At 74.4% G+C, this 21,638-nt stretch carries 19 protein-coding genes and 1 pseudogene; 9 read left to right on the top strand and 11 right to left on the bottom strand.

Annotation, left to right across the window (positions count from 1 at the left end; all coding sequences use genetic code 11):
• Positions 1–189: 189 nt before the first annotated feature.
• Together ACZ6A9_RS18855 and ACZ6A9_RS18850 are read right to left on the bottom strand one after the other, a co-directional pair.
• The gene (locus ACZ6A9_RS18855; protein ID WP_468986699.1) at positions 190–735 is read right to left on the bottom strand and encodes a hypothetical protein; all 546 of its coding nucleotides are present in this window, start codon (positions 733–735) and stop codon (positions 190–192) included.
• A 50-nt stretch (positions 736–785) separates the two neighbouring features.
• Positions 786–1,580: a glutamate racemase gene (locus ACZ6A9_RS18850; RefSeq protein ID WP_468986695.1), complete on the bottom strand. Its 795-nt coding sequence runs from the start codon at positions 1,578–1,580 to the stop codon at positions 786–788.
• A 39-nt stretch (positions 1,581–1,619) separates the two neighbouring features.
• Here ACZ6A9_RS18850 and ACZ6A9_RS18845 point away from each other — a divergent pair, with 39 nt between their 5' ends.
• Positions 1,620–2,813 carry a glycosyltransferase gene (locus ACZ6A9_RS18845; protein WP_468986690.1) on the top strand — a complete coding sequence of 398 codons (1,194 nt, stop codon included), beginning with the start codon at positions 1,620–1,622 and terminating at the stop codon, positions 2,811–2,813.
• 7 nt (positions 2,814–2,820) lie between these two features.
• On the opposite strand, the gene ACZ6A9_RS18840 is transcribed toward ACZ6A9_RS18845, so the two are convergent.
• On the bottom strand, positions 2,821–4,098 hold the full coding sequence (locus ACZ6A9_RS18840; RefSeq protein WP_468987224.1) for a TerD family protein: 1,278 nt from the start codon (positions 4,096–4,098) through the stop codon (positions 2,821–2,823).
• Positions 4,099–4,393: 295 nt separating this feature from the next.
• Here ACZ6A9_RS18840 and ACZ6A9_RS18835 point away from each other — a divergent pair, with 295 nt between their 5' ends.
• From ACZ6A9_RS18835 to ACZ6A9_RS18825, 3 genes are all read left to right on the top strand, one after another.
• Positions 4,394–4,822, top strand: coding sequence for a DUF6643 family protein (locus tag ACZ6A9_RS18835; RefSeq protein WP_190096690.1), 429 nt, complete (start codon positions 4,394–4,396; stop codon positions 4,820–4,822).
• A gap of 43 nt (positions 4,823–4,865) precedes the next feature.
• Entirely contained in the window at positions 4,866–5,690 is an 825-nt protein-coding gene (locus ACZ6A9_RS18830) for an MOSC domain-containing protein (RefSeq protein ID WP_468986686.1), read from the top strand.
• 408 nt (positions 5,691–6,098) lie between these two features.
• Positions 6,099–8,534: a right-handed parallel beta-helix repeat-containing protein gene (locus ACZ6A9_RS18825; RefSeq protein WP_468986683.1), complete on the top strand. Its 2,436-nt coding sequence runs from the start codon at positions 6,099–6,101 to the stop codon at positions 8,532–8,534.
• A 10-nt stretch (positions 8,535–8,544) separates the two neighbouring features.
• Here ACZ6A9_RS18825 and ACZ6A9_RS18820 read toward each other — a convergent pair whose 3' ends face one another.
• Positions 8,545–10,899: a hypothetical protein gene (locus ACZ6A9_RS18820; RefSeq protein WP_468986680.1), complete on the bottom strand. Its 2,355-nt coding sequence runs from the start codon at positions 10,897–10,899 to the stop codon at positions 8,545–8,547.
• A gap of 290 nt (positions 10,900–11,189) precedes the next feature.
• On the opposite strand from ACZ6A9_RS18820, the gene ACZ6A9_RS18815 reads away from it, so the two are divergent.
• Together ACZ6A9_RS18815 and ACZ6A9_RS18810 are read left to right on the top strand one after the other, a co-directional pair.
• Positions 11,190–12,029 (top strand): DeoR/GlpR family DNA-binding transcription regulator, encoded by an 840-nt coding sequence (locus tag ACZ6A9_RS18815; protein WP_468986678.1) that lies wholly within the window; start codon positions 11,190–11,192, stop codon positions 12,027–12,029.
• Between the two features lie 91 nt (positions 12,030–12,120).
• The gene (locus tag ACZ6A9_RS18810; protein WP_468987223.1) at positions 12,121–12,591 is read left to right on the top strand and encodes an SRPBCC family protein; all 471 of its coding nucleotides are present in this window, start codon (positions 12,121–12,123) and stop codon (positions 12,589–12,591) included.
• A gap of 80 nt (positions 12,592–12,671) precedes the next feature.
• Here the strand turns inward: ACZ6A9_RS18810 and cds1 are convergent, their stop codons facing one another.
• The gene (cds1, locus tag ACZ6A9_RS18805; RefSeq protein WP_468986675.1) at positions 12,672–13,796 is read right to left on the bottom strand and encodes an L-cysteine desulfhydrase Cds1; all 1,125 of its coding nucleotides are present in this window, start codon (positions 13,794–13,796) and stop codon (positions 12,672–12,674) included.
• 319 nt (positions 13,797–14,115) lie between these two features.
• Between cds1 and ACZ6A9_RS18800 the strand changes: the two genes are divergently transcribed.
• Together ACZ6A9_RS18800 and ACZ6A9_RS18795 are read left to right on the top strand one after the other, a co-directional pair.
• Positions 14,116–14,439, top strand: a complete 324-nt coding sequence (locus ACZ6A9_RS18800) for a hypothetical protein (RefSeq protein ID WP_228965711.1) — start codon at positions 14,116–14,118, stop codon at positions 14,437–14,439.
• A 183-nt stretch (positions 14,440–14,622) separates the two neighbouring features.
• A complete protein-coding gene (locus tag ACZ6A9_RS18795) occupies positions 14,623–15,171 on the top strand; it encodes an ATP-binding protein (protein WP_468986672.1) in 549 nt (182 codons plus the stop codon).
• A gap of 302 nt (positions 15,172–15,473) precedes the next feature.
• Here ACZ6A9_RS18795 and ACZ6A9_RS18790 read toward each other — a convergent pair whose 3' ends face one another.
• From ACZ6A9_RS18790 to ACZ6A9_RS18775, 4 genes and pseudogenes are all read right to left on the bottom strand, one after another.
• Positions 15,474–15,896: a PPOX class F420-dependent oxidoreductase gene (locus tag ACZ6A9_RS18790; RefSeq protein ID WP_468987221.1), complete on the bottom strand. Its 423-nt coding sequence runs from the start codon at positions 15,894–15,896 to the stop codon at positions 15,474–15,476.
• Positions 15,897–15,998: 102 nt separating this feature from the next.
• Positions 15,999–16,590 (bottom strand): annotated as a pseudogene (locus ACZ6A9_RS18785) (NAD(P)-binding domain-containing protein); the annotation flags it as partial.
• A gap of 10 nt (positions 16,591–16,600) precedes the next feature.
• Positions 16,601–17,839: an ROK family protein gene (locus ACZ6A9_RS18780; protein ID WP_468986669.1), complete on the bottom strand. Its 1,239-nt coding sequence runs from the start codon at positions 17,837–17,839 to the stop codon at positions 16,601–16,603.
• Between the two features lie 36 nt (positions 17,840–17,875).
• A complete protein-coding gene (locus ACZ6A9_RS18775) occupies positions 17,876–18,526 on the bottom strand; it encodes an alpha-ketoglutarate-dependent dioxygenase AlkB family protein (protein WP_468986667.1) in 651 nt (216 codons plus the stop codon).
• 67 nt (positions 18,527–18,593) lie between these two features.
• Between ACZ6A9_RS18775 and ACZ6A9_RS18770 the strand changes: the two genes are divergently transcribed.
• Positions 18,594–19,727 carry a methyltransferase gene (locus ACZ6A9_RS18770; RefSeq protein ID WP_468986665.1) on the top strand — a complete coding sequence of 378 codons (1,134 nt, stop codon included), beginning with the start codon at positions 18,594–18,596 and terminating at the stop codon, positions 19,725–19,727.
• A gap of 1 nt (position 19,728) precedes the next feature.
• On the opposite strand, the gene ACZ6A9_RS18765 is transcribed toward ACZ6A9_RS18770, so the two are convergent.
• Together ACZ6A9_RS18765 and ACZ6A9_RS18760 are read right to left on the bottom strand one after the other, a co-directional pair.
• Complete coding sequence (locus tag ACZ6A9_RS18765; RefSeq protein WP_468986660.1) at positions 19,729–20,586, bottom strand: class II fructose-bisphosphate aldolase; 858 nt, start codon at positions 20,584–20,586, stop codon at positions 19,729–19,731.
• A 20-nt stretch (positions 20,587–20,606) separates the two neighbouring features.
• Positions 20,607–21,488, bottom strand: a complete 882-nt coding sequence (locus ACZ6A9_RS18760; protein WP_468986657.1) for an SIS domain-containing protein — start codon at positions 21,486–21,488, stop codon at positions 20,607–20,609.
• Between the last annotated feature and the right edge of the window lie 150 nt (positions 21,489–21,638).

Genomic DNA, 21,638 nt, shown 5'->3' with positions numbered 1-21,638 from the left:
GTCTACGGCGGGTGACGTGGTGGCCGGCATCACGGTCGGGCCGGTGGGAGGCGCCGAGGGGGACCGGCCGTCCCGGTGACAACCCGAGGAACCGGTGCGGCACTCACCCGGGGTGCCACGGGCCCCGGGTCGACTCCTCGCTGCTGAGGAGCCGAGCCGTTCCCTCCGCCGCGGGGAGAGCGAGCGGGGTCAGTGCGTGGTGCCCGGTGCGCGGGGGCGGAGGCGGTCGCGGATGACGGACACCGCCGCTTCCGCGTCGTCCACGGTGACGGTGAAGGTGTGGCCGTCCCACAGGCGCAGGACCACACCCTCGCCTCGGCGCACGACGACCGCGGTGCCCTTCTCCGGCCGCCAGCGGTACCCCCAGCCGCCCCAGTGCCTCGGGGTGACGTGAGGGGCGAAGTCCGCGCCGGCGACGTGCGACAGCGGGATGCGGCGGCGCGGCAGGCCGATGTGCCCGCAGCGCACCTCCAGGTGGTCCTCGTCGACCCGCAGCGCGACGTGCACGAAGGCGAGGGTGCCGTAGAGGACGAGCAGCCCGGCGGCGATGCATCCGACGACGGCCATGGCGAGCGGCGCGGCATCGCTCGTCCACGCGGAGTCGACGGCCAGCGCGATACCGAGCGCCATGCAGGCGGCACCGATCAGCGCCAGCAGCCACTGGAAGCGGCCGGTGGCACGGCCGGTCCAGACCTCGGTGTGCGGGGCGTGCTCGCCGTGGCGGGGATCCCTCATGACTGTGAGGTTACTCAGGATTCGCTGGGCGGCTACCTCGTGGCGGAGCGCTACTGCGCCGTCCGGGCGGGAGCGAGCGGCTGGAGCAGCCTGCCCTCGGCGTAGGTGAGCGCGGGTGCGGGCAGCGTGCCCTCGCGTCCGCTCAGCAGCACCGTCAGCGTGCCGCTCGCCGGTGCCCCGGGGGCCGGCCGGGCGCCGAGGCGGCGCAGGGCCTGCGCGGCCACCGCGCCGGCGGAGCCGTGCAGGGCCAGTGGGGGGCGGCCGGGACGCTGGACCGCGGCCCTGATGCGCTCGGCGACGAGTTCGTAGTGGGTGCAGCCGAGGACGACGGTCGTCACGTCGTCCGGGGTGAGGTCGGCGGCCGCGGCGACCGCCGCGTCGATGGCCGTCTCGTCCGCTCGTTCCACCGCCTCCGCCAGCCCCCAGCAGGGCACCTCGGTGACGCCCACGCCCCCGGCGAAGTTCTCGATGAGGTCGCGCTGGTAGGGGCTGCCGGTCGTGGCCGGTGTGGCCCAGATCGCCAGCGGGCCGCCGCCCGCCGCGGCCGGCTTGATCGCCGGGACGGTGCCGATGACCGGCAGACCCGGCTCGAGGCGGGCGCGCAGGGCGGTGAGGGCGTGCACCGTGGCGGTGTTGCAGCCGACGATCAGCGCGTCGGGGCGGTGGGCGGCCGCCGCCCCCGCGACGGCGACGGCACGCTCGGTGAGGTCCCGCGGGGTCCTCGGTCCCCAGGGCATGCCCTCGGGGTCGAGGGAGAGCACGAGATCGGCGTCGGGACGCAGACGCCGTACCGCGGCGGTGGCCGCCAGCAGTCCGATTCCGGAGTCCATGAGCGCGATCTTCACCCGGCCACGATAGACGATGAGCCGCTCCGGGGCCGTGCCGTGGTGCAGACTGCGCTCGTGAGCGCCCTCGTGTGGAGTGCCGCCGGATCCCTCGGCGCCTGGCTGTGGCTGCTGCTCTGCCAGGGCTGGTTCTGGCGTACGGACGTCCGGCTCCCGCCGCTGCGGGACCCGGAGACATGGCCGGACGTGTGCGTCGTGGTTCCCGCCCGGGACGAGGCGGCGGTGCTGTCGGTGAGCCTGCCCTCGGTGCTCGCCCAGGACTACCCGGGCCGGGCCGAGGTGTTCCTCGTCGACGACGGCAGCACCGACGGCACCGGGGAGATCGCGCGCGGCCTCGCGCGGCGGCACGGCGGACTGCCCCTCACGGTGGGCACACCGGGGGAGCCGCCGGCCGGCTGGACCGGCAAGCTGTGGGCGGTGCGGCGCGGCCTCGAACTGGCGGGCTCCCGCGGCCCCGAGTACGTGCTGCTGACGGACGCCGACATCGCGCACGCCCCGGACAGTCTGCGCCGGCTGGTGGCGGCCGCCCGTACCGGCGGGTTCGACGTGGTGTCGCAGATGGCCCGACTGCGGGTGGAGAGCCGCTGGGAACGGCTGGTGGTGCCGGCCTTCGTCTACTTCTTCGCGCAGCTGTACCCGTTCCGCCGGATCGGGCGGGAGGGCACGCGGACGGCGGCCGCGGCCGGCGGTTGCGTGCTGCTGCGCGCCGAGGCCGCCGCACGGGCGCGGATCCCGGACGCCATCCGGCACGCCGTCATCGACGACGTGGCGCTCGCCCGGGCGGTGAAGCGGAGCGGCGGACGCGTGTGGCTGGGACTCGCGGACGGGGTGGACAGCGTGCGCCCGTACCCGCGGCTGGGTGATCTGTGGCGCATGGTGTCGCGCAGCGCGTACGCGCAGCTGCGGCACAGCCCGCTGCTGCTGGCCGGTACGGTCGCCGGGCTGGCGCTGGTGTACCTGGTGCCGCCCGTCGCGGTGGCGGCGGGCGCCCTGACGCGGAGCGCGGCCGCCGCGCTCCTCGGCGGGGCGGCCTGGCTGGTGATGTCGGGGACGTACCTCCCGATGCTCCGCCACTACCGGCAGCCGTCGTGGCTCGCTCCCCTGCTGCCGTTCACCGCCTCGCTGTACCTGCTGATGACGGTGCATTCGGCCGTGCGGCACCACCAGGGACGCGGTGCGGCCTGGAAGGGCCGCACCTACGCCCGGCCCGAGGCGCTGCCGGACGAGGGCTGAGGGGCCCTCACTTGCGGCCCGGGGTCCAGTTCATGCCCCATCCGTAGGCGTGGTCGACCGTGCGCTGGGGACTCACTCCGCGTTCCGGAACGAGGTAGCGGGCCTCGCGCCGGACGACGAGCTCGCCGCCGCCGGTGTTGGTGATCAGGGCGAGGGCGCAGACCGTCGAGGGGACCGTGCACTCGTCGAGGGAGAAGTCGATCGCCGCGCCGTGCTGCGGCTGGAGGGTGACCGTGGCGTGCAGGTCCGCGAAGGAACGGGCGCCCTCGTAGATGGTGACGAAGACGAGGATGCGCCGGAAATGGTGCTTGTGGTCGAGGTTGACGGTGAGGTTCTCGCCCGTCGACACGGCGCCCGTGCGATCGTCGCCGTCCAGGTGGACGAACGGGGGCTGGTGCAGGGACCCGAAGGCGTTGCCGAGGGCCTGGACGACACCCTTCCTGCCGTCGGTGAGTTCGTACAGGGCGCACAGGTCGAGGTCGAGGTCGGCGTGCATGGCGACCGGCCGGCCCAGCTTGGCCGCCCAGCCGGAGAACTGCTTGCGCACCTGCCAGTTGAGGTTCACCCGGAGGGCACCCGAGGTGCCGCCCTGCTTGGTCAGCGAGACCGAGGGGGCGGACTTGGTGAGCGTGACCTTCGTCAGCCGGACCGGCGCGGGGGGCGCGGCCGGCGGGGCGAGGGGCGGGGGCGGCGGCGCGGTGACCGGGGGTGCGGCGGAGGGCACCGTGGCCGCCGGGACGGGCGGTGCGGGCGGTGCGGCGTGCTGGGGCTCGTCCACGGTGATGCCGTATTCGGTGGCGAGCCCCTGGAGTCCGCTGCTGTAGCCCTGGCCCACGGCGCGGAACTTCCAGGCGCCCTGGCGCCGGTAGAACTCACCGAGCACGAACGCCGTCTCCGTCGTCGCCCCCGCGCTGTCGAAGCGCGCGGCCGGCGTGCCGCTCGCGGCGTCCTTGACCTCGACGTACAGATCCGGGACCTGTCCGAACGCGCCGCCGTCGGAGGAGGCGGCCAGGATCACCGTCTCGATGCCCGGCTCGACGCGCGTGAGGTCGACGAGCAGGGTGTCGGTGGTCCGGCCGCCGGCGTCCCGCTTGCCCTCGTGCCGGACGGCACCGGAGGAGTGGGCGGGCTGGTTGTAGAAGACGAAGTCGCTGTCGGAGCGGACCTTCCCGCCGGCCAGCAGGAGCGCCGAGGCGTCGGCGTCGGGTACGCCCGGGCCCGAACGCCATCCCACTTCCACCCGCAGCGCCGTGGTCGGCACCGGTGTGTTCGATCCCTTCGGCATTGACATGTCCGCCCCCATCACGGGTCGCCCGCGCCAGGTCAGGTCCCGGCATCCGTCGTTCTTCGTCCGCACAACCTATTCCCCCGGCCCGGGAACGCCCACGGGCAGCGAGGAGAACCCGGGGGCCAACCGCCGGTAACCGGCCCGGAACTCGGCCTTTACGCGAAAATCGCTCAGCGGATTGCCCGTTTCCCCCGCGTTCGCTCGCATTAGTGCGGCCAGGTCACGGCGGGCGCGGAAAACAACCCTCTTACCGGTCTCCCCAAAAGCACATCGTGGGCTTAACTTATGTGCCATGACCTCCCCCCGCTCCACTTATGGCGGCGGCTACTACTCCGCCTCCTTCCCGGACACTCCGATCTACGACTCGCTCGTGGCCGAGCGGGGCACCCCGCAGATCGCCCCGATCCGGGTCCCCGCCGCGTACGAGGCGCCGGTCAGTCATCTGCCCGCGCTTCCCTCGGCGTTGCCCGCCCTCCCGGCGGCCCCGTCCCAGCCCGCCTACGGGTACCCGCAGGCACCTCAGCCCGCGCCGCTCCAGCAGGCGCACACGGCCTACATCCCGCAGCAGGCGACCGCGCCACGCGGCTACCCCGGCCCGCAGCCGCAGCCGCCGCGTCCGGCACCGCCCGCCGGCTACGAGGCGATGCGCCCCGCGGCCCCCCGGCCGGTCCCGGCGCCGTACCACGATCCGTACAACCAGCAGCAGTACCGCGGGTACTGAGCCGTCCGACGGGATTGTCGGTGCCGGGTGGCACGATGACCCCATGGGGAACGCGCGTCTGCACTCGATCCACATCCACCCGGTCAAGGCCTTCCGGCGCCTGACACTCCGGGAGGTCGTCGTGGAGCCCTGGGGTCCGGCCGGGGACCGGCGCTGGATGCTGATCGATGACAGGGGAAAGGTCGTCACCCAGCGGCGCCACCCCCGCCTCGCACTGGCCGCCGCCGAGCTTCTGCCTGGCGGCGGCGTCGTGCTGTCCGCGCCCGGCAGCGCGCCGGTGACGGCGGCCGTCCCTGCGCCGGGCAGGACGGTTCCGGTGGTGCTCTTCGGGGACGAGGTGGAGGCGGTCCCCGCGGAGGACGGCTCCGTGCACGCCTGGTGCAGCGAGGTCCTCGGCGAGCCCGTGCGGCTGGTGCACCTGGACGATCCGGCCACGCGGCGGCCCGTGGACCCCGCGTTCGCCCTGCCGGGCGAGACGGTCTCCTTCGCCGACGGCTATCCGCTGCTGCTCACCACGACCGCCTCCCTCGCCGGTCTCAACTCCCTGATCGCCGAGGGCGCGCACCGGGCCGAGGGTCCGCTGCCCATGGACCGCTTCCGGCCGAACGTGGTGATCGAGGGCACCGATCCCTGGGAGGAGGACCGGTGGACGCGCGTCACCATCGGTGAGGTGACCTTCCGCGTCGCCAAGCCGAGCGGCCGCTGCGTGGTGACCACCACCGACCAGCACACCGCCCGGCGCGGGAAGGAGCCGCTGCACTCGCTGGCCGCCCGTCCACGGCCCGACGGCAGGCTCGTCTTCGGACAGAACCTGGTGCCGCTCGCCCCCGGCACCATCCGGACCGGTGATCCGGTCGTGCCCCGGTAGCGGCTCCCGTCGCGGGCCCTGGGGAACCGCTCGGCCGTCTCGCCCGTTGGCCTTGTACGAGGGCTCGGTGAGGACCGGCTCGGGGAGCTCCCGGGACCGGCGAGGGGTGCGACACCGGGCGCGGCGGACCGGTGACGGCACACCTGAAGTCCCCCCGGCCCGGCGACCGGTTCAGCCGTGTCCCATCCCGCCGGACCGCCCCGGCGGGATGGGGACCGCGGGCCGGGACCGTGCGTGGGAGCGGACGGGCCCGAACCGGGGCAGGACGGGAGCCGACAGCTGAACGGCGTTCCCGCTCCGGTCAACCCCGTGCCCGCGCGCACGCTACGGTGGTCCGGCCGAACCGATCGGCGAGAGCACGGGCGGGAACGAGCCATCAGTACGACGAGGTGGGGGCACAGCTCAGCCATGGCACAGGGCACGGTCCAGGTGACGCACACCGGCACATCGAGGTGGCGGCGCCGCACGGGTGAGTACGCATCGCTCGCCGCCGCCCTGGAGGCCGCGGCAGAGGGCGACATCCTCACCGTCGCCCCCGGCACCTACCGGGAGAATCTCGTCGTACAGCGGGCGGTGACGCTGCGCGGTCCGGAGGGCTCGCCCGGCTCGGTGCGCATCGCTCCCGCGGACGGTGTCCCGCTGACCGTGCGCGCCTCGGCGGTGGTGCGGGACCTGCACGTCGAGGGGCAGGACGCGACCGCTCCCGCCGTGCTCGTCGAGGAGGGCACCCCGAAGCTGTGCGACGTCCGGGTGGTGACCCGCTCCGCGGCCGGCATCGAGGTGCGCGGCGGCGCCCGGCCCACGGTGCGCCGCTGCACGGTCGACAACCCCGCGGGGATCGGCATCGCCGTACTGGACGGCGGGGGCGGGGTGTTCGAGGAGTGCGAGGTGGTGTCCGCCGGACAGGCGGGGGTCGCCGTGCGCGGCGGCGCCCACCCGCGGCTGGAGCGCTGCCGGGTGCACCACGCCGCCGGCTCGGGCCTGACCGCGACCGGGGACAACTCGGCGCTGGAGGCCGTGGGGTGCGAGGTGTACGAGGTGCGGGGCAGCGGCGTCCAGGTCACCGCCCGTGCCACCGCCCACCTCACCGACTGCGACGTGCACCGTACGACCGGGGACGGGGTCACGCTCGACACGGACGCGGTGCTGACGCTGGCCGACTGCCGGATCCACGACATCCCGGAGAACGCGGTCGACCTGCGGTCCCGCTCGGTGCTCACCCTGACCCGCACCACCGTGCGGCAGTTCGGCCGCAACGGACTGTCGGTGTGGGATCCGGGCACGCGCGTGGACGCCAACCAGTGCGAGATCTTCGACAGCACGGGCGACTACCCGGCGGTGTGGGTGAGCGACGGCGCCACGGCCGTACTGGAGTCCTGCCGGGTGCACGACGTGCCCGACGCGCTGTTCGTCCTCGACCGCGGCTCCCGCGCGGACGTCGTCGACAGCGACCTGTCGCAGGTGCGCAACACGGCCGTGTCGGTGAGCGACGGCGCCACCGCGCAGCTCGACGACTGCCGCATCCGGGAGGCGGCGACCGGCGCCTGGTTCCGCGACCACGGCAGCGGCGGCGTCCTCAGCAACTGCACCCTGGACGGCACGCAGACGGGCGTCATCGTCACCAAGGGCGCCGACCCGACCGTCGAGCGCTGCACGGTCGGATCGCCGGCCGAGGCCGGTGTCTACGTATCGGCCGGTGGCCGGGGCACCTTCGTGAACTGCCGGGTCACGGGCAGTGGCGGCTACGGCTTCCATGTGATCGACGGCAGCCGTACGACGCTGCGCAAGTGCCGTACGGAGCGCTGCGCGCGCGGTGGTTACGAGTTCGCCGAGGGCGCGGACGCGGCGTCCGGTTCGGGCGGTCCGGTCGTCGAGGACTGCACGAGCGACGAGAGCGGCCTGAGGACGCCCGCGGCACCGGAGCCGGCCGTGCAGACGACGGGCCGGTCCACCGGTCTGCTGCTGGGCACGGTCCCCGGGGCACGGGCCGGCGAGCCGGCTTCCCCCGCCCCGCCTTCCGCCGAGCCGGAGCCCCGCACCTCCAAGGCCGTGCTCGGTGAGCTCGACGCGCTGGTGGGGCTGGAGAGCGTCAAGCGCGAGGTGCGTGCCCTCACCGACATGATCGAGGTGGGCCGGCGTCGGCAGCAGGCCGGGCTGAAGGCGGCGTCGGTCAAGCGGCATCTGGTGTTCACCGGCTCCCCCGGCACCGGCAAGACCACCGTGGCCCGGCTGTACGGCGAGATCCTCGCCTCGCTCGGGGTGCTGGAGCAGGGGCACCTGGTCGAGGTGTCCCGGGTGGACCTGGTCGGCGAGCACATCGGTTCCACGGCGATCCGCACCCAGGAGGCGTTCGAGCGGGCACGCGGCGGTGTGCTCTTCATCGACGAGGCGTACGCGCTCTCGCCCGAGGACGCCGGGCGTGACTTCGGCAAGGAAGCCATCGACACCCTGGTGAAGCTGATGGAGGACCAGCGGGACGCGGTCGTGGTGATCGTCGCCGGCTACACGGCCGAGATGGAGCGGTTCCTGTCGGTCAACCCCGGGGTGGCGTCCCGCTTCTCACGGACGATCACCTTCGGCGACTACGGCCCCGAGGAACTGCTGCGCATCGTGCGGCAGCAGGCCGAGGAGCACGAGTACCGGCTGGCGCCGGGCACCGCCGACGCCCTGCTGACGTACTTCACAAAGATGCCGAAGGGCCCCGCGTTCGGCAACGGGCGCACCGCGCGGCAGACCTTCGAGGCGATGGTGGAGCGGCACGCGAGCCGCGTCGCCCAGCTCGGCGAGCCGACCACCGACGACCTGACCCTGCTCTACGCGGAGGACCTGCCCTCCGCGCGCTGAGCGCGGCCGGTCAGACCGGGTGATCTCCGCCGGGCCCTCCCGTGTGCCGCGGGGCGGGCACCTCGGGCCGCAGTCGGGCCAGCAGCCGGCGGCGCTCCTCGGCGAAGGCCGGGTCGGCCTGGTAGTCGGAGTGGCCGAGGATCGGCGCGGGCAGGGGGTGGGCCTCGGTGCGGCCGTAGGCCAGGGGGTCCCTGAGCGCGGGGCGGTCCACGTCCGGGCCGCTGTCGCCGGGCAGCCGCACCGGGCCGCCGATCGGGTCGGTGCGCCGGTGGAGGTTGCGCCAGCAGTCGACCTCCTGGTGCAGGGAGCCGAGCGCGTCCGGTCCGAAGTGGGCGGGGAACCAGCGGCCGTAGAGGCGCTCCAGCGGGGAGCCGTAGGTCAGCAGGGCGACGCGCCTGCGGACGGACGGCGGGAGCTGCCAGGCCGCGGCGGCGGCGAGGACGCTGCCCTGGGAGTGGCCGGAGAGCACCAGGCGTCCGCCGGTGGACCGGGTCCAGGTGGCGATCCGCCAGGTCAGGTCGGGTACGGCGCGCTCGGCGTAGCAGGGCGGCGCGAAGGGGTGCGCGGCGCGCGGCCAGAAGGTGCCGACGTCCCACAGGATGCCTATGGTGCGCCGTGCGGAGGCGTCCCTGTACGCACGGCGCCCCCAGGTCACGAGAAGGACGAAACCGAGTCCGATCAGCCAGGAGCCGAGTGCCTGCGCGGTCTCGGCGGCGCCGTGGACCACGGTGTAGGAGCCCTGGGCCGCCTCGCCGGGGGTCTCGTCGGTGGTGAGGGCGCCGACGAGGGCGCCGGCACCGAGCAGCAGGGTGGCGGCGGAGGTGACGGCGAGGATGCGGGGTCCGCGGTCGGTGAGGGCGGCCATCGCGCGGACGGAGGCGATACGGCGGGTGCGGCCGGGGTCGCCCGTCTCACCGGTGTACTCGCGTTCCACCTCCGCGCGTTCCGCTCGCGCGATGAGCCAGGCGCGCCGGGCGAGCCAGCAGCACATCACCAGCAGCAGGAGCAGCAGCGGCGGGATCACGGAGGCCTGCCAGGTGAGCAGCACCGGCGGTCCGGGCACCGAAGCGCCGGTGCCGTCCAGCCAGTCGGCCACGCGTTGGGAGATGCCGCCGGACATCACACCGCCCAGCGCGCAGGCGAGCATGGCGACGGCCGGCCCGGCCAGGCCCCGCATCGCGGAGCGCCGGTCGGGGTCGGTGCGGTGCAGGGCGTGGGCGACCCCGGCGAGGACGATCACGAGCAGGCCCTGGGCGAGGGTGAGGGCGCCGAAGGCGGCGTCGCCCGGCAACCGGCCCGACGACCCCCACCCGGGGCGCTCCCATCCGGCGTACAGGACGGTGAGCGCGAGCAGGACGAGTGCGGTCAGGGGCAGGCCGCGCACCAGACGCCGGTCGAGTGCGTCGTCCGGCCGGCGTTCGCTGCGGCCCCGGCGGCAGACCACCCACACCGCGGCGCCCGCCGCGGCGGCCAGCACCGCCTCCAGCACCACGCCGAGGACGGCCAGGGCGGCCGGGCCGCCCGGTTCGCGGTCGTACCGGGCGGCGGCGGAGCCGACGGCGGCGGCGACCGTCAGCAGTCCGGCGGCGGTGTGCGCGGCACGCAGCCGGGCGCCCAGGCGCCTGCCGTACCAGAAGCCGGGCCGGCTCAGCGCGGTGGGAGCGCCGTCCTCCTCCCCGGGCTCGGGGTCCTGGGTCATCGGCTGCTGGGACTCGTACGCGCTCCAGGTGCGCCGGGAAAGGAACCACAGCAGGCCGGTGAGGGCGGTGGGCGCCAGGGCGGCGAGCGCCAGTCTGCGGCCCGGTGCGCTCCACCAGCCGCCGTCGGAGGTCTCGGGCGAGAGGAAGCCCAGCCAGGAGTGCCGGTCGGCGCACGCGCGGGTGCCCGCGCACTGCCACGCGGTCAGGTCCAGGGCCACCTCGCAGGCGGCCGCCACGAGCAGCACCGTCAGGCTCAGTCCGGTCAGCCGGACCAGCAGGCCGTACAGCCGCACCGTGCGGCGCCGGCCGCGGGCCGTGGGACGCATCCAGTGAGCGAGGTTGACGACCATGAAGGGGAGGAGCAGCAGCCACAGGGCGCGGGAGCCGTTGCCGGAGGTGAGGTTGCACCAGACGTACGCCTCGGGCACGGGCCCCTCGCGGTCCCCGGCCGGCCGGCGCTCCGCGTCGACGTCGTCGGCGCGGCGGAACACGGCGGCGACGTCGTCACCGGTGATCCGGACCGTGCGCGGGTCGTCGAGCATCCGCTCGGGGGTGGTGCCGCCCACCCCGTGGACCAGGAGCTCCAGCGCGGTCGCGGGCACCGCGGGCCCTGCGGCGGGACCGTCACTTCCCCCGGCCGGTCTGTGCTGCTGCGCGCTTTCCACCGATTCGCACTTCCCCCGTGACACCCCGTCGGCTCCGTCCGTGCGGCCACAGGATCTCGTGTGACGGGACGGTTCACACCCCTCGTCACCCGATCTCCCCGATTCGTGTCACGGGCGAGCGCCCGGACGACACCACAATGGCATGTTCACGACCGTCTACCGGTGGCGCCGTCCGGGGCCCGTCGTGCGAGGATGGGGCGGCCGCGCACCGGTGCCGGGGGGTGATCCGCTCGTCGCTGTGGGTGCGTAGGCGTGTCGGACTGCTTGGCGGCGAAAGGACCGGAGCGTACGTGAGCGAGAATCAGAACCTGCTCGCGGAGCAGCGGCGCACCCTGATCCTCGACGAGGTCCGGCGGCGGGGCGGCGTCCGGGTCAACGAGCTGACCCGCAAGCTCGGCGTGTCGGACATGACGGTCCGGCGCGACCTCGACGCGCTGGCGCGGCAGGGCGTCCTGGAGAAGGTGCACGGCGGCGCGGTCCCGGTGGTGGAGGCGAGCACGCACGAGCCGGGATTCGAGGCCAAGTCCGGCCTGGAACTGACCGCCAAGGAGGACATCGCGCGGGCAGCGGCCGAACTGGTCTCCCCCGGTGCCGCGATCGCGCTCTCGGGCGGCACGACGACGTTCGCGCTGGCGCACCGGCTGGTCGACGTCCCCGATCTCACGGTGGTCACCAACTCGGTGCGGGTGGCCGACGTCTTCCACGCGGCACAGCGCACCTCGGGGCCCCGGCAGGGGGCGGCCACGGTCGTCCTGACGGGCGGGGTGCGCACGCCGTCCGACTCCCTGGTGGGCCCGGTGGCCGACCAGGCGATCGCCGCACTCCACTTCGACCTGCTCTTCCTCGGGGTGCACGGGATATCGGTCGAGGCGGGGCTGTCGACGCCGAACCTCGCCGAGGCCGAGACCAACCGGCGTCTCGTGCAGTCGGCCCGGCGGGTCGTCGTGATCGCCGACCACACGAAGTGGGGGACGGTGGGGCTGAGTTCCTTCGCCTCCCTGGATCAGGTGGACACCCTCGTCACCGACTCGGGCCTGCCCGTGAAGGTACGCGCGGAGGTGTCCGAGCACCTGCGGCACCTGGTGGTGGCGGGCGAGCCCGAGGACACGGCGGAGGCCGCCGACCTGTGACGGGGCGCCGGAAACAGCCCGCGCTCCCGGTGCCCGTCTGCCCGTCTGCCGTCTGCCCGTGAAGTCGACACCCGTCGAGGGGAGTTCGTCCATGGCCCACCGCCTGCGGCCCGTGGGGCCCGAGTTCGCCGGAGGAGCGCCGGTCCGCCTGGTCTTCGAGGGTAAGGTCTCCGTCCCACCGGAGCGGGTGTTCCGCGCGCTGGCCGAGGACGTGACCGGCTGGGCCGACTGGTTCGGGCCCGTCACGCTGGCCCGTCCCCTCGACGGGGGCGCGGGGCGGGAGATCCGCCTGCGCGGCGGGGCCCGGTTCCGCGAGACCGTCCTGGTGTCGGAGGCGCCCGAGGTGTACGCCTACCGCGTCGACGTGACCAATGTGCCGGGTGCCCGGGCGCTGGCCGAGGAGTGGCGGCTCGCCCCGGCCGGGACGGGCACGCGGGTCCGCTGGACGATGGCGGCCGACGGCCCGGCGCCGTTCCGGTTCGCGCTGAGGGTCTCGCGGCCCGGGCTGGCGCGGACGTTCCACTCCGCGGTGACCTCACTGGACCGGCGGCTCACGCGGTAGCCGCCCCCTGGTCCCGGCACGAGGCAGGGAGCAACCCGCTCGTCCGGCACCTCACGCCGCCGGCGGCGGGGCGCCGCCCGTCAGCCGGGCCAGACGCCGGTCCGCAGGAGGGACTCGACGGCAGCCGAGTACGGCGCGATGTCCAGTCCCTGCTCGGCCAGCCAGGTGTCCGAGTAGTACTTGTCCAGGTACCGGTCCCCCGGGTCGCACAACAGCGTCACCACGCTCCCCCGCCGGCCCTCCTCGACCATCTCCGCTACGAGCTTCAGCGCGCTCCACAGCCCGGTGCCGGTGGAGCCGCCCGCCTTGCGGCCGATGACCCCCTCCAGGGCCCGTACGGCGGCGACACTGGCCGCGTCGGGCACCTTCATCATCCGGTCGACCGCGCCGGGGACGAAGCTCGGCTCCATGCGCGGCCTGCCGATGCCCTCGATCCGGGAGCCGCGGTCACAGGCGACGTCCGGGTCTGCGTTCGTCCAGCCCTCGAAGAAGCACGAGTTCTCCGGGTCGGCGACGCAGATGCGGGTGTCGTACTGCATGTAGTGGACGTAGCGCGCCAGGGTCGCCGAGGTGCCGCCGGTGCCTGCCGTGGCGACGATCCACGCCGGCTCGGGGAACCGCTCCAGCTCCAGCTGACGGAAGATCGATTCGGCGATGTTGTTGTTGCCCCGCCAGTCCGTGGCCCGCTCGGCGTAGGTGAACTGGTCCATGTAGTGGCCGCCGGTGTCCGCCGCGAGGGCGGCCGACGCCTCGTACATCGTTCGGGGGTCGTCCACGAAATGGCACCGCCCGCCGTGGAACTCGATCAGACGGCACTTCTCGGCGCTCGTCGTGCGCGGCATGACCGCGATGAAGGGCACACCGATCAGCTTCGCGAAGTACGCCTCCGACACGGCCGTGGAACCGCTGGACGCCTCGATCACCGGCCGGCCCGGACGGATCCAGCCGTTGCACAGCGCGTACAGGAAGAGGGAACGGGCCAGCCGGTGCTTCAGGCTGCCGGTCGGATGGGTCGACTCGTCCTTGAGGTAGAGGTCGATGCCCCAGGGCTCGGGCAGCGGGAAGCGCAGCAGGTGGGTGTCGGCCGAGCGGTTCGCGTCGGCCTGGACCCTGCGCACGGCCTCTTTCAGCCAGGCCCGGTAGGCGAAGTCGCTGTGGTCGACGTCGAGGGTGGTGCCGGACAGGGTCTGTGGGGCAGTGCTCACGACAGGGCTCCTTACGCTGGGCGCCGACGGCGTCCCGCGCGGCCGGTACCCCGATCATATGCACCACCCGCACCGCCTCTCACCTGCATAAACACTGCTTTGGGCGTCTCAAAGGGACCCGTGGGGGCGCAATGGGCTCCACATAGGGGCGCACGGTCGCGAGTGCTCCCCACGCGCCGGGGAACGGACACCCGCGCACTGGTGCTCGGCGGCGGGTGGGGGCAGACTGCACCGGCGGAAGCAAGGGCACACTGGATCCGGGCAGGGGCCGGCCCGCGGGGCCGGTCCGGCACACCGACGCGCAGAGGGGGCAGGTGGCATGGCGGAGCCGGAGTTCACGGCCACGGGCGTGCGGATCGGCAAACGGCTGCGTTCGCTCACCCGGGCCGGCCAGGTCCGGATCAGGGGCGGCCGGCTGGAGCTGCTCACCAGCTACGGCAGCGAGATCGACAGCGCGCCGGTGCAGGCGGTCCGCGCGGCCAGGCCCTGGTTCGCACCCGAGGACCGGGCCCTGGCCGACCTCAACGGCAACCGGTACCTGCTCACCCTCGGCGACCACGATCCCGCGCCGGGTGAGCCCGGGCCGCCGGCGGCCCGCCGTTTCATCGAGGCCGTCCGCCGGGCGTCGGGGCGCGGCGCCTGAGATGCACGCGAGTTGCGCCGCCTCATCCGCTGCGTCACGCTGGTCCCACGTCACTCTGGGTTTACCGGCGATAACGCTGCGAACCAGCCCGCCGGCCACGACAGCAGGCGGCAGCGTCACGCAGGCGCCCTGCTGGATCCGTACTCCGTGTTCTTCCGGACCTCACGTCGGGGAGTCGCAGCCGTGATCAGTCATCCGAGCAGGCACTGCACGGTGGAGCTCCAAGCCCTGCCGTCGCGGATCGGCCAGGTCCGCAGAATCGTATCTGCGCAGTTGCGCTACTGGCACATGGATTCCTTGATAGACCGGGCGTCGCTCGGTGTGACAGAGCTGTTGTCCAACGTCCACCGGCATGTCCAGCCCGACAAGACGTGCACCGTGGAGATGGAGCTGCTGCTCGACCGGCTCAAGGTGTCGGTGTCCGACCACGATCCGCGCCTTCCGGCGCTGGAGAACGCCGGACCCCTCGCCACCTGCGGACGCGGCCTGGCGATGGTGGCCGCGATGAGCGAGAGCTGGGGCGCGGTGCCGGACGGGGAGTCCGGCAAGGTCGTGTGGTTCACGCTGCCGACACCGTCCGCGGACACCCCCTCGGCCTGGGACCGGGCTCCGCGGCTCACGGCCGCCGAGCCGGCGGACCACCGGTTCGCGGAGGTCGCGTTCGTCGAGCACACCACCACCGGGACCCACCGTCCCGAACGGGCCCCGGCCCGCTCGGTCGTGCCGGGCTGACGGACGAGGGGCCGCCCTCCTCTTCGGCGGGCGGCCACCTCTCCCCCGAGGCCGATGCCTCGAGGCCCGGACGGCGGGCAGCGGCGACCCCGGGGCGGGAACCCGCGGCACTCGCTGCGGTGCCTCCGTGCCGTACCGGACCCGCGAGGGGCGAAAGGTGCTCCACCGCGGCCGGGCGTCGAGGACCGCACACGTCACGCCGCCGCGGCGGCCGCGGTTCCGGTGTGCGAACCCCACCCTGCTGCGCGGCGGCCGCCCGCGCGCGGGGACGACCGCCGCCCTCTCCGGCCGTACGCCGTCGGTCAGCCGCCGGCCTGGTCGCTGTCCTTCATCGCGCCCCAGCCGTGCCAGCGGTCGACCTCGATCCAGCCGCTCACCCGGGCCCGCTCACGGTCCGGGTACGGCTTCCCGGTGTACTGCCGGGCCAGACGGTCGATGTCGGCCAGGCCCTCGTCGTCGTACAGCTCGCTCACCCGGCCGATCAGGGTGACGTGGGTGTACCAGTCGTCCCCTGCCAGGACGGTGAGGGTGACGCGCGGGTCGCGGCGGACGTGCTTGAGACGCACCCGGCCCTCGTCGAAGTTGACGAGCGCGCGGCCGTCCGCCCAGAGGTACCAGGTGGGGGTGGAGACGGGCGCGCCGTCGGAGCGGAGGGTGGCCATGACGCAGGGGTTGGGCCTGCGCAGCAGGGCGTCGGCCTCGGGCGGAAGAGGGGGCTTGGACACTACGGTCTCCTCGGTGTTGCTGACGGTGGGCGGCGGGGCCGCGGGTTCAGGCAGCGGGCCCCTCGTCGAAGCCGGCGAAGCAGGCGGCGGCCATGTCCTCGTCGCCATGTCCTCGTCGCCGTGGCCCCGGCCGGCGGCCCGCTCCGGTCGTTCGGCGCTCGCGGCGGCGACGTCCGGGCGGACGCCGTGCCGTTCACCGGCCCGCACGGTCAGTCTGGCGTCCTTGGCGGCGGTCGTCACGGCGAACCGCGCCGGCAAGGGCCGCCCGTCGAGGATCGTCGCGGCCCCGGCCCGCGGATGGCCCGTGTCGAGCGGGCCCCCGTCGGCGAGGTCGAAGAAGCCGTCCGGGGCGACGTCGAGGGCCTTGGCCTGGGCGAGGGGTCTCACCGGCCGCGACGGTGACCGCGACCACCCGGCTGGTGGCGACCAGCTTCAGGCGCGTCGCCGCGGCCGCCGCGCCGTCGTCGCCGGCCCGGTCGGTGCGGGCGCCCACCGCGCCGAACACCGGGGTCACCCTGTCCCGGCCCTCGGCCGGTCCTGCGGCGAGCACGGTCAGCTGCCCGGCCTCGGCCGGCCCGCGGGTGCCGAGGACCGGGGCGTCATGGAAGAACAGCCCGTGCTCGCCGGCGAAGCCGGCCGGCTCGGCGACGCCCTCGATGCCCGCGGTGGCCGACTGCGCACAGACCGTGCCGGGCGGTGTCCTGCTAGACGAGTGCCCCCAGGGGGTCGTCCAGCACCGGCTGCCAGGCCAGTTCCGCCGCGCCGACCAGGCTGTTGTGGTCCAGGGTGCAGGCGAGGATGGGGACGCCGCCGCTGCGGCCCCACAGGCTGCGGTCGGCGACCACCGCGCGGAGCCGGTCCGGGTCGGCCTCCAGGAGGGTGCGGTGCAGGCCGCCGAGGATGATCCGGTCCGGGTTGAGGATGTTGACCAGCCCGGCCAGGCCCAGGCCGAGCCGGTCGATCAGGGACTCGGTGGCGGCGCGCACGTCCGGGTCGCCGTACTGCCCGCGGATCAGGTCGTCGGCCTGCTTCAGCAGGGACATCTCGGGGCCGGGCACGCGCCCCGCCGCGGTGAGCAGGGCCAGCGGGTCCGCCTCGACGTCGAGACACCCCCGGCTGCCGCAGTGGCAGGGACGGCCCTCGGGATTGACGGCGAGGTGGCCGACCTCCAGGGCCAGACCCGAACTGCCCGAGTGCAGACGGCCGTCGAGCACCAGCGCACCGCCCACACCCCGGTGGCCGGTGGCCACGCACAGCAGGTCACGGGAGCCCCGCCCGGCACCGTGCCGGTGTTCGGCGAGGGCGGCGAGGTTGATGTCGTTGGCCGCGAAGGCGGGCCCTTCCAGACCGGCCGCGCGCACCTGTTCGGCGAATATCTCCCGCACCGGGGCCCCGGCGGGCCAGGCCAGGTGCAGGGGGTTGAGGGCGAGCCCTTCGGGTTCGGCCACCGCCGACGGCACGGCGAGCCCCGCCCCCACGCACCGTCGCCCGGTCTCCCGCAGCAGCTCGGCGCCGGCCGCGACGACGGACCCGAGGACCTTCGCCGGATCGGCGTCGACGACCTCGCAGCCCGGTGCCGTGGCGACGATACGGCCGCCGAGTCCGACCAGCGCGGCCCGGAAACCGTCGGAGTGCACCTGCGCGGCGAACGCCACCGGGCCGTCCTCCGCGACGGAGAGGCGGTGCGAGGGGCGCCCCTGCGAACCGCCCGCCGCTCCGGGACGGGCGTCCACCCGGATCAGTCCGAGCGCCTCCAGCTCGGCGGCGACCGCTCCCGCCGTCGCGCGGGTGACGCCGAGCTCGGCGGTGAGCACCGCACGGGTCGGCGCGCGACCGGTGTGCACGAGCCCGAGCGCGGGCCCGAGCGCGCCACGCCCCCGGTCCAGCCGCGTCCTCGAGGTGGTCCCTTCCCCCGCCGGCCGGGGGTCCGCCTTCCCGCTCATGAGGGCGAGTCTCCCATGATCCGCAAGCGGCGCGGGCTACAGGCCGCTGACCCGGAGCGTGATGTTCAGCCGTCCGGTCAGCCCCAACTCCGGCGGCCCGGTGCCCGCGTGCACCCGGGGCACGCCGTGGTAGGCGAGCCGGGACGGCCCGCCGAAGACGAACAGGTCGCCGCTGCGCAGTTCCACGTCCGTGTACGGGCGGGTCCGGGTCTCGGGGTTTCCGAAGCGGAAGACGCAGGTGTCGCCGAGGCTCAGCGACACCACGGGAGCGTGCGACTTCTCGTCACTGTCGCGGTGCATGCCCATGCGGGCGTCGGCGTCGTAGAAGTTGACCAGCGCGACGTCGTACCCGGGCCCCCGCGCGGAGTCGTCGCCCAGCGCGTCGGCCACCGCCCGGCGGCCCAGTTCACCGAGCCGCGCGGGGAAGGGTTTCACCGGCGCGCCGTCGCCGTCGACGGCGGTGCGGGCGTAGCCGTAGGGGTACCAGTGCCGGCCCAGGCAGACCTGCCGGGCGGTCATGGTGCCGCCGCCGGGCGTGCGCACGGTGCGCAGTCCGGCGGGCGGCCGCGCCCACCGCCTGCAGGCCTCCAGCAGCTCGTGCTGCTCCGGTCCGTCCAGCCAGTCCGGCACGTGCACCGCGCCCGGCGCGATCTCGGTCCGGGCCCTGGGGAACAGCTCGGCGTCCATGCCCCCATCCTCCCCGACGCCCGCGGGACCGGTGCTCGGATAGCCTGGCCGGACGATGAACGACCGTATGACGACTCCGTGGGGCGAGCGGGTGCTGGCCCGGTTCCCCGAGGACCCGCGGGACAGGCTGCGCGCCTGGGACGCCTCCGACGACTATCTCCTCAGGCACCTCGCCGACCGGCGGGTCCCGCTGTCCGGCACGGTCGTGGTCGTCGGCGACCGCTGGGGCGCGCTGGTCACGGCGCTCGCGGCGCACCGCCCGACGCAGATCACCGACTCCTGGCTCGGACAGGAGGCGACCCGCGCGAACCTCGCCCGCAACGGCGCCGAACCCGGGGCGGTCCGGCTGCTCACCACGCAGGATCCGCCGCCGGAGCGGATCGACGTGCTGCTGGTGCGCGTGCCGAAGAGCCTGGCGCTGCTGGAGGACCAGCTGCTGCGGCTGGCGCCGGCGGTGCACGAGGGCACGGTCGTCGTCGGCACCGGCATGGTGAAGGAGATCCACACCTCGACGCTGAACCTCTTCGAGCGGATCCTGGGTCCGACGAGGACCTCGCTCGCCGAGAGGAAGGCGCGGCTCGTGTTCTGCACGCCCGACCCCGCGCCGGCCCGCCCCGTCAATCCCTGGCCGTACCGCTACACACTGCCCGAGGGCGTCGGGCCGGCCTCGGGCCGGACGGTCGTCAATCACGCGGGGGTCTTCTGCGCGGACCGTCTCGACATCGGCACCCGGTTCTTCCTGCGGCACCTGCCGGCCGGCCGGGACGGCGGCCGGGTCGTGGACCTGGGCTGCGGCAACGGCGTGGTCGGTACGGCGATGGCGCTGGCCGATCCGCGGGCCGAGGTGCTGTTCGTCGACGAGTCCTTCCAGGCGGTGGCGTCGGCGGAGGCCACCTACCGCGCGAACGGCGCGCCCGGGCAGGCCGAGTTCCGGGTCGGCGACGGCCTGTCGGGCGTGCCGGCCGGCAGCGTCGACCTGGTGCTCAACAACCCGCCCTTCCATTCGCACCAGGCGACCACCGACGCCACGGCCCTGCGCATGTTCGCCGGTGCCCGCCGCGCCCTGCGCCCGGGTGGTGAGCTGTGGGTGATCGGCAACCGGCACCTGGGGTACCACGTGCGGCTGCGGCGGCTGTTCGGCAACAGTCACGTGGTGGCGAGCGACCCGAAATTCGTGGTGCTGAGGGCCGTGAAGCGGTAGCTCAGCGCGCCGCGCCCAGGGCCTGGATGATCCCGGCCACCGCCCGGGTCATCGCCTCCCGGCCCACCGTGAGGTAGCCGCGGGAGTCGACGGCCTCGGGGTGGGTGGTGAGGTATTCCCTGATGGCGCCGGTCATGGCGATGTTCAGGGCGGTTCCGACGTTGACCTTGGCGATGCCCCCGGTGACGGCCGCGGCGAGTTCGCCGTCGGGGAGGCCGGAGGAACCGTGCAGGACCAGGGGGACGTCCAGAGCGGCGGCCAGCCGCTTGAGGAGGGCGTGGTCGACGGTGGCGGTGCGGGTGGTCATGGCGTGGGTGGTGCCGACGGCGACGGCCAGGGCGTCCGCGCCGGAGTCGGCGACGAAGGCGCGCGCCCGGTCGGGGTCGGTACGGGCGCCGGGGGCGTGGGCGTCCAGCGCGGGCTGTCCGGCCTTGCCGCCGATCTCCCCCAACTCCGCCTCGATCCACAGCCCTTGCTCATGGGCCCAGTCGACGGCCGCCCGGGTCGCGGTGAGGTTGTCGGCGTAGGGCAGCCGGGCGGCGTCGTACATCACGGAGGAGAAGCCGGCGTCCGGCGCCTGGCGCAGCAGGGCGTCGCTGCGGACGTGGTCGAGGTGCAGCGCGACGGGCACGGCCGCTCGCTCGGCGGCGGCGACGGCGGCGCGGGCGAGCGGCAGCAGCCGGCCGTGACGGAACCTGACGGCGTTCTCGCTGACCTGGAGGACGACGGGGGCGTCCACGGACTCGGCACCGGCGATGACGGCCTCGACGTGTTCGAGGGTGATGATGTTGAACGAGGCGACCGCCGAGCGGGCGGCGGCGGCACGGGCGACGAGTGCGCCGGTGGAGGTGAGGGGCACGGTCCGTCCTTTCCGACGGGTCAGGGGGCGAGGACGACCGAGCGGGTGAGGTGGCGGGGCCGGTCCGGGTCGAGCCCGCGGGCGGCGGCGACGGCGACCGCGAGGCGCTGGGCGCGGACGAGTTCGGCGAGCGGGTCGAGGGTGCCCTCGATCCACCGTCCGCCGGTGTCGCGGACCTGCCCGGCCAGTCCTTCCGGCGCGTCGCCGAACATCCAGGTCGCGGTGCCGGAGGTGCTGATGCTGATGGGTCCGTGCCGGTACTCCATGGCCGGGTAGGCCTCCGTCCAGGCCAGTGCGGCCTCGCGCATCTTCAGTCCGGCCTCGTTGGCCAGCCCGACCGTCCAGCCGCGGCCGAGGAAGGTGAACTGGACGCAGTCCACCAGCCCTTCGGGCAGGGCTGCGTCCAGGGCCGTGCGCGCGTCCTCGACGGCCGCTTCGGTGTGCAGGCCGAGGTGGGCGCGGAGCAGGGTGAGGGCGGTGGTGGCGAACCGGGTCTGCACGACGGAGCGTTCGTCCGCGTGGTCGAGGACGACGGTCTCGTCGGCGAGGGACATCACGGGGGTGGCCGCGTCGGCGGTGAGCACGGTGGTGCGTGTGCGGCCCTTCAACCGGCCGAGCAGGTCGAGGACTTCGGTGGTGGTGCCGGAGCGGGTGAGGGCGACGACGCGGTCGTAGGCGCGGTGGTGGGGGAACTCGGAGGCGGGAAAGGCGTCGGTCTCGCCCTGGCCGGCGTCCTCACGGAGGGCTGCGGCGGCCTGCGCCATGAAGTACGACGTGCCGCAGCCGACCACCGCGACCCGCTCCCCGGGGGCCGGCAGGACGGGAGCGTGGGCCTCGGCCTGTCCGGCGGCCCGCCGCCAGCACTCGGGCTGGCTGTTCAGTTCGTCCTCGACGTACGTCATGCGGCACCCCCACCGGCTCGATGATTACTCTTGCAAGATAGAGGCACCTTTCGAGCACAATCAAGCATGCTGCGCCGACGCTCCGTCCCGGTCCTAGGCTGGACGGGAGCGGTGCGCAGGTGACGGTGCGCACCGCCGGCCCAGGGAGGC

The organism is Streptomyces sp. NPDC041124, from assembly GCF_055592385.1.
The sequence above is the reverse complement of the archived record's forward strand: the minus strand, read 5'-3'. Positions and strand labels throughout refer to the sequence as shown.